The following is a 6,398-nucleotide window of genomic DNA, read 5'->3' on the forward strand; positions in this document are numbered from 1 at the left end:
TCACGCAATCCAGAGCAGGTGGAGGCGGCCATGACGTTACATTTCATCGCGAAGGACCCGGAGACCAACGGGGACCACTGCCCGACGATCTGGTACGACGACCAGGCGCGGGAGTTCGTCGTGCAGGGATGGGACCCCGACGAGGCGCTGCTCGCACGGTGCCGACAGGCCGGGCCGATCCCGCCCGGCGAGCACGTGGTCCGCATTCCTGCCCGCATGGCCGACGTACTGAGAGAGGCTCTCGATGTCGCAGACCGTACCGCCGTTCGCTGAGCTGCTGGCTCAGTGCGCGACGTCGGCCGTGCACCTGGAGACTCGCGACGTCTACGCGGTTGACGAGGAGGACCAGGACCTGAAGGCGTGGCGCGCGGGCGAGCTGGCCAGCGCAGACGACCCGACCTCCTGGTGGGGGCACTTCCACGACGCGGTCGGGGCGGCCGTCGACCGCGGCGTCTCCGTCCAGCGCGCCCGGGTCATCAGCACCCCGGCAACGGAGTACATCCAGTTCGAGCACGCGTGCACCCCGCGCAATCTGGCGGCGGGCGAGGACGTGCGCTGGCTCCCCCGGGACCAGGCGGTGGGGCTGCTCCTCCCCGCGCACGACCTCTGGCTGTTCGACGGCCAGTTGGTCAGGTGGCACCACTTCGCTGGTGACGGCACGCACCTGCGTGACGTTCTGGACGATCGCGCCGACGTTGCCGAGCAGACCGCCGCCGCGTTCCGGGCGGTCTGGGAGCGGGCCGTGCCCCATCAGGAGTTCACGATCACCTGATGGCCGCTTCTCCGTCAGCCCGCGTCCAGGAGGCGCGCGACCGCATCGCGGTACGCCTGCGCGCCCTCCGCCAGGACGCGGGCCTGACGGGGCAGCAACTCGCCGAGCGCACCGGCTGGCAGGGCTCCAAGGTGAGCCGCGTCCAGAGCGGCCGTTCGCACCCCAGCGATGACGACATCCGCGCCTGGTGCCACGCGTGCGACGCTGACGACGAGGCTGCGGACCTGATCGCCGCCGCCCGCCAGGCGCAGCAGATGTACACCGAGTGGCGCCGCGTCCAGCGCGCCGGCCTGCGCGGGGTGCAGCAGTCCCGGCGCCCGCTGTACGAGCGGACGAAGGTCATGCGGGTGTACTGCTCCAACGTGGTTCCCGGGATGCTCCAGACCCGGGCCTACGCGACCGCGCTCCTGTCGAGGATCGCCCGGTTCAGCCAGACACCGGACGACTCGGCGGCCGCAGCCGAGGCACGCCTCGAACGCTCGCAGATCATCCGCCGCTCAAACCGCCAGTTCCTCATCCTCATCGAGGAGGGCGCCCTCCGGCGACAGCTCGGCGGCCCCGATGTCATGGCCGAACAGCTCGGCTACCTCCTCCAGGTGGCAACCCTGCCCTCGGTGACGCTCGGCATCGTCCCCGCGGCGGCCGGCCCGCTCTGGCCGCTGGAAACCTTCACCGTCTTCGACAGCGAGCAGGTAGCGGTGGAGCTACTGACGGCCGCTGTCACCATCACGACGCCGTCCGAGGTGGCTCAGTACCTCGCGGCGCACGAAGAGCTGAGCGCGGGCGCCGCGCACGGGCCTGCAGCTTTGCGGCTGATTGCACAGGCCGTCTCCGCGCTCGCGTAGAAACGCGTAGAAACTCGTCCCCACACGCACGCGCCCGCCTCTACGGTCAGCCGTATCCACCGGCCGCGAGCGGGGAGACGTCCATGACGACCGCGTTACCTCTACCGGACCCCGCCACGCTGTCGGACGCGCAGCAGCGCGGAGCGAACTGCGTATGGTGCACCGCCCCGCTGACCAACACGGCAGCCCACGACCTCGGCCCGCGCCCGCTGCCGGCCTTCGGTTCGGCCGTCCGTTGGTTTCCCCGCTGCTGCTCCACCTGCCGAAGGGAACGGGCATGACGACGGCGCAGACGAAACCCAAGGGGTCTGAAGACTTGGCCTACCGAACGTGGATCGGGCACACGATCGCCTGCGCGACCTGTCGCGCAGGCGCCCCGTGCGTGACGGCCATACGGCTCGGCCGGGCCTGGCGGCAGGCGCGCGGATGAGGTGCGCGAACTGCGGACGCTCCCTCAACAACGAGACGGCGACGCGGTACCCGATCGAGGGGGCGAGCGGCCCAGGCCGCATCGTCATCCTGTGCAAGATCTCGTGCCGCCGCTCGCCCACGCACCCGCCGTCGTACCCGACCCGCTGACCCTCTGCCCGTCCCGGCCACGGCGGTTGCCGGGGCGGGCAGAGCTACTCCCGCACAAGGTCCGCGAGGTCCACGCCGATGGCGTCGGCAATGCGGATCAGGTTGTCGAGCAGCGGTGAGGCGTGGCCCAGCTCGATGCGGTTGTACGAGTCGATGCCGATGCCGGCGCGCAGGGACGTCTGCTCCTGGGTGAGCGTCGCCTTCAGGCGAGCGGTGCGGATGTGCTGGCCGATGGCCCGTCGTCTCGCGAGAACTCGCTCGGGCGGCATGGGCTCGTGGTACATCCTGCCAACGCTCGCCCGGCCATGATCATTTGTCTTTAGGGTTGACCCTAAAACGATCTGTCGAGCAAGCTGTAAATAGCTGTACACAGCAGGCGCTTAGCGCCCCTCGATCGGCCCTCCTCACTACCTCCCCCAGGCAGCGGGGAGCGGCCACCTGGACCCCAGCGTTCCGGCGCTGGGGTCCAGCCATGTTTCCGCCCTTTCCACCTGCGCTTATCACCGAGCGTTTGTATAGGTGTTTTCTGAGGGGTCAGGTCGGTCACCTCGCTTCCTCTTACCTCACCAACCACCAGCCGGTCAGGGCGCATGCGCAGGGCTTGTCGCACCAGGTCCCGAAGGGTCACCCGTCCGGCGCCCTCCTGATTCGCGGGGCGCGACTCCAGCCGTACGACGTGCGGGTGGTCCGGTCGCAGCTCTGCCGAGTCCTCGGCGAGCACGATCCGCTCCCGCTCCCCCACCGCCCCCAGCAGGCTCGAAAGCAGAGTCGTCTTCCCCGCCCCCGTCCCGCCGCTGATCAGGTAGGAGACCCGCGCTTCCACCAGCGCCCTCAGCACCCGGTCTCCTCCGGGCGGCACGGTGCCGGCCTCGACCAGCTCCGGCAGCGAGAAGGCCCGGGGCCTGACCACCCGCAGCGACAGGCACGTCGACCCGACCGATACCGGGGGCAGCACGGCGTGCATGCGAGTGCCGTCCGGCAGCCTCGCGTCCACCCAGGGCCTGGCGTCATCGAGCCGGCGTCCAGCCACGGCCGCGAGCCGCTGGGCCAGTCTGCGGACCGCGGCCGCGTCCGCGAAGGACACCTCGGTGAGTTCGAGTCCACCGCCCCGGTCCACCCAGACCCGGTCGGGTGCGGACACCAGAACGTCCGTGACATCGGGGTCCGCGAGAAGCGGCTCCAGCACCCCGGTCCCGATCAGCTCCCCTCTCAGTTCATCCGCGCGGCCGAGCACCTCAGCCGTGCCGAGCAGACGTCCCTGCGCCCGCAGAGCGGCGGCGACCGCGGCCGGGGTCGGAGCAGTACCGCTGGAGGCGAGCCGTTGCCTGACCGCGTCGAGCAGCGCCTCTGTCATGGAGTGCCCCCGGCGACCGACCTGCTGGCGCCCTCTCCCACGAGCGCCTGTTCCCAGAAGGCGGCGCAGAACCTGGCCAGCGGGCCGCGCCCGTTGCCGCCGGGCGGTTCGCCGATGTCCTGCTCGGCCGACAGACACCTTTCCAGCGGGACTTCGCCGGCCAGCGGCAGACACATGGCCCGGGCCACCCATTGCGCGTCGAGCCCCGGGGCATACGGACCCCGCGCCACCACCCGCAGATCGTCAAGCACCATCCCGGCCATCGATGCCACCCGCTTCGCCGCCGCGACCGCGCGCAGCTCTCCGGGAACGACCACGAGCCCGAGGTCCAGCTGGGCGAGAGCCTCGGCCACCGCTTCGTCCACCCGACGCGGCAGGTCGACCACCACCACCCCGCCGAGCCTGCGCGCGGCGGCCAGCACCGCCCGCATGGCGGGCGGCGGGATCACCACCCAGTCGTCTCGGCCCCAGCTGAGCACCCGCAGCCCGTGCAGCGCGGGCAGCGACTCCTCCAGCGCACCCCCGCCGACCCGTCCTTGGGAATGGGCGAAATCCGGCCATCGCATGCCCTCCGCCCGCTCGCCACCGAGCAGCACGTCGATGCCGCCGCCCAGCGGGTCCCCGTCGATGAGCATGGTCCGCCGGCCCGCTCTCGCCGCGGTCACCGCGAGAGCGCAGGCCAGTGTGGACGCACCCGCGCCGCCCCGGCCCCCGATCACCCCGACCGTGACCGCGGGCCGGCCGACGCCTTCCGACGCATTGGCGATCTGGTCGACAAGCCAGGTCTCGGAGTCAGGCAGCCGGATCACGTACTCGGCGCCGATCTCGACCGCCCGACGCCACACGTCCGGCACGTCCTGGCCCCGGCCCACGACCATGACACCCCGCCTGCGCGCCGCTCCGCGGCACCGTGCCGCCGCGTCGTCGCCGACGAGGACCATGGGCGCCTGTTCCCACCCCTCTCGATGGTCAGGCAGCGTGTGATGCACCTCGGGTTCCGCGCCGGCGGCGGCACACAGCCTCAGCAGGTCGTCGAGCAGGTCCACGTCCTCGGTCACGATCAACGGTCCACCCCGCCGCGCGGTGACAGCCGCCCATCGGTCCTGCGCACTGGATTCAGCCACACTTCCCCCTCCACCACTCACCTTCGCCGCCGTTCGCGGCGATCTCGGAGCCTCTCCGAGAACGGCGATTCCGGTACCCGTGGAGTTCACGGGTGGAATCACGGTGCAGCGCTCTCGGAAATGATGTGGATCTTGCTCGTAATCCGTGGACAACTCGGGGGTTGTGAATAACTTCGTCGCTCATACCGGTGACTTCTCGGTGCGACTCTTTCGCTACCCAGCGTCACAGCGCACGCTGAAGTGAGTCGGCCGCGGACACGGCTGACACGGAGCAGAGCGAGGAGAAATGATCGATTCCGAGCGGCAAACCGCGTCCGGACATGCGACGACCCCCGCCGGGGGGGAGAGCGGGGGTCGTCCCCACGGCCGACTCGGGGGGGGAGGAGCCGGACCGGGTTAGCACGGTCGCGAACGATCCGTGACTTCCATGGTGTACCCGAGGCCCTTCTCAGGCAAACCCACGCACCGGGGTTTACGCCGAATGGCGGGCCCCTATGCTCTGCCGTGTGGAAAACCGCTTCTTGCCGCGCACAGCCGCCTTCTTCGACCTGGACAAGACGGTCATTGCGAAGTCCTCGACGCTGACCTTCAGCAAGTCCTTCTACCAGGGCGGACTGATCAACCGCCGCGCGGTGCTGCGTACCGCGTACACACAGTTCGTGTTCCTTGCCGGGGGTGCGGATCACGACCAGATGGAGCGGATGCGCGAATACCTCTCGGCGCTCTGCAAGGGCTGGAACGTGCAGCAGGTCAAGGAACTCGTGGCTGAGACGCTGCACGAACTGATCGACCCGATCATCTACGACGAGGCGGCGACCCTCATCGAGGAGCACCACACCGCCGGCCGCGACGTCGTGATCGTCTCGACCTCGGGCGCCGAAGTCGTCGAGCCGATCGGCGACCTGCTCGGCGCCGACCGCGTCGTCGCCACCCGCATGGTCGTCGGTGACGACGGCTGCTACACGGGCGAGGTGGAGTACTACGCGTACGGCCCCACGAAGGCGGAAGCCGTCAAGGCGCTCGCGGAGTCCGAGGGATACGACCTGGCTCGCTGCTACGCGTACAGCGACTCGGCCACCGATGTCCCGATGCTGGAATCCGTCGGTCACCCCCACGCGGTCAACCCGGACCGCGCGCTGCGACGGGAGGCCACGCTCCGGGAGTGGCCGATTCTCACTTTCGACCGGCCGGTCCGCCTCAAGCAGCGCCTCTCGGCATTCTCCCTGCCACCGCGGCCGGCGCTCATGGCCGCAGCAGCCGTGAGTGCCGCCGCGCTCACGGCGGGAGCCGTCTGGTACGCCACCCGGCGACGAGCCGGCGCGGCTTCTGCCTGACCCGGTCGCCTGAACCGACTCGTCCGTAATTGAACCCAAAAGTAAAGAAGTGTGGCCAGCACTACCGCTCCACCGCCCCCGGGAGTACAAAGGACTCAACGGCCCGCGAGACCAAGGACATCCGCGAGGATGACCTGATTGACGCAGCAAAGGCCCCACGGACCGCGCATGAAAACCCGGCACCCACGCGACGTCGACCCGTCGATTACGGGCCAGCCACACCAGGAGCGGGCAAAGACTCCGACCTGATGGGCATATATCGAGGACGCTTGGTAACCGGGCGGACGTGCCAGCGGCGGTACCGAGACCGGTACCCCCGCAACCATGGGCGGCGCCGCACGTCAGCGGCCGGACAGCGCCGTCGGCGCGCGGCGATCCGCGTTATGCGGC

Annotated in this window: 6 protein-coding genes and 1 pseudogene; 4 read left to right on the forward strand and 3 right to left on the reverse strand. The window is 70.1% G+C overall.

What is annotated here, in order from left to right; translation table 11 throughout:
* Positions 1-30: 30 nt before the first annotated feature.
* Genes ACN6LM_RS14365 through ACN6LM_RS14375 form a run of 3 tightly spaced genes read left to right on the forward strand, consistent with a single transcriptional unit; the run spans position 31 to position 1,617 of the window.
* On the forward strand, positions 31-273 hold the full coding sequence (locus tag ACN6LM_RS14365) for a hypothetical protein (protein WP_445065747.1): 243 nt from the start codon (positions 31-33) through the stop codon (positions 271-273).
* Positions 245-772, forward strand: a complete 528-nt coding sequence (locus ACN6LM_RS14370; protein ID WP_445065748.1) for a DUF6879 family protein — start codon at positions 245-247, stop codon at positions 770-772. Before ACN6LM_RS14365 ends, ACN6LM_RS14370 begins: the two co-directional genes overlap by 29 nt.
* A complete protein-coding gene (locus ACN6LM_RS14375; RefSeq protein WP_445065749.1) occupies positions 772-1,617 on the forward strand; it encodes a helix-turn-helix domain-containing protein in 846 nt (281 codons plus the stop codon). The genes ACN6LM_RS14370 and ACN6LM_RS14375 overlap by 1 nt, the downstream gene beginning before the upstream one ends.
* A gap of 623 nt (positions 1,618-2,240) precedes the next feature.
* On the opposite strand, the gene ACN6LM_RS14380 is transcribed toward ACN6LM_RS14375, so the two are convergent.
* The 3 genes and pseudogenes from ACN6LM_RS14380 to ssd form a co-directional block, all read right to left on the reverse strand.
* The gene (locus ACN6LM_RS14380; protein ID WP_445065750.1) at positions 2,241-2,465 is read right to left on the reverse strand and encodes a helix-turn-helix domain-containing protein; all 225 of its coding nucleotides are present in this window, start codon (positions 2,463-2,465) and stop codon (positions 2,241-2,243) included.
* A gap of 266 nt (positions 2,466-2,731) precedes the next feature.
* Positions 2,732-3,550 (reverse strand): annotated as a pseudogene (locus ACN6LM_RS14385) (TadA family conjugal transfer-associated ATPase); the annotation flags it as partial.
* Positions 3,547-4,608, reverse strand: a complete 1,062-nt coding sequence (gene ssd / locus ACN6LM_RS14390) for a septum site-determining protein Ssd (protein ID WP_445065751.1) — start codon at positions 4,606-4,608, stop codon at positions 3,547-3,549. The pseudogene ACN6LM_RS14385 and the gene ssd, both read right to left, overlap by 4 nt.
* A gap of 560 nt (positions 4,609-5,168) precedes the next feature.
* Here ssd and ACN6LM_RS14395 point away from each other — a divergent pair.
* On the forward strand, positions 5,169-6,008 hold the full coding sequence (locus ACN6LM_RS14395; protein WP_445065752.1) for an HAD family hydrolase: 840 nt from the start codon (positions 5,169-5,171) through the stop codon (positions 6,006-6,008).
* Positions 6,009-6,398 lie beyond the last annotated feature (390 nt).

Source organism: Streptomyces sp. SAS_281 (assembly GCF_052542855.1).

Coding starts and splice junctions, on each gene's coding strand:
- ACN6LM_RS14365 (WP_445065747.1), top strand. CDS start 31: ATGACGTTACATTTCATCGCGAAGGACCCGGAGACCAACGGGGACCAC.
- ACN6LM_RS14380 (WP_445065750.1), bottom strand. CDS start 2,465: ATGCCGCCCGAGCGAGTTCTCGCGAGACGACGGGCCATCGGCCAGCAC.
- ACN6LM_RS14375 (WP_445065749.1), top strand. CDS start 772: ATGGCCGCTTCTCCGTCAGCCCGCGTCCAGGAGGCGCGCGACCGCATC.
- ACN6LM_RS14395 (WP_445065752.1), top strand. CDS start 5,169: ATGCTCTGCCGTGTGGAAAACCGCTTCTTGCCGCGCACAGCCGCCTTC.
- ACN6LM_RS14370 (WP_445065748.1), top strand. CDS start 245: ATGTCGCAGACCGTACCGCCGTTCGCTGAGCTGCTGGCTCAGTGCGCG.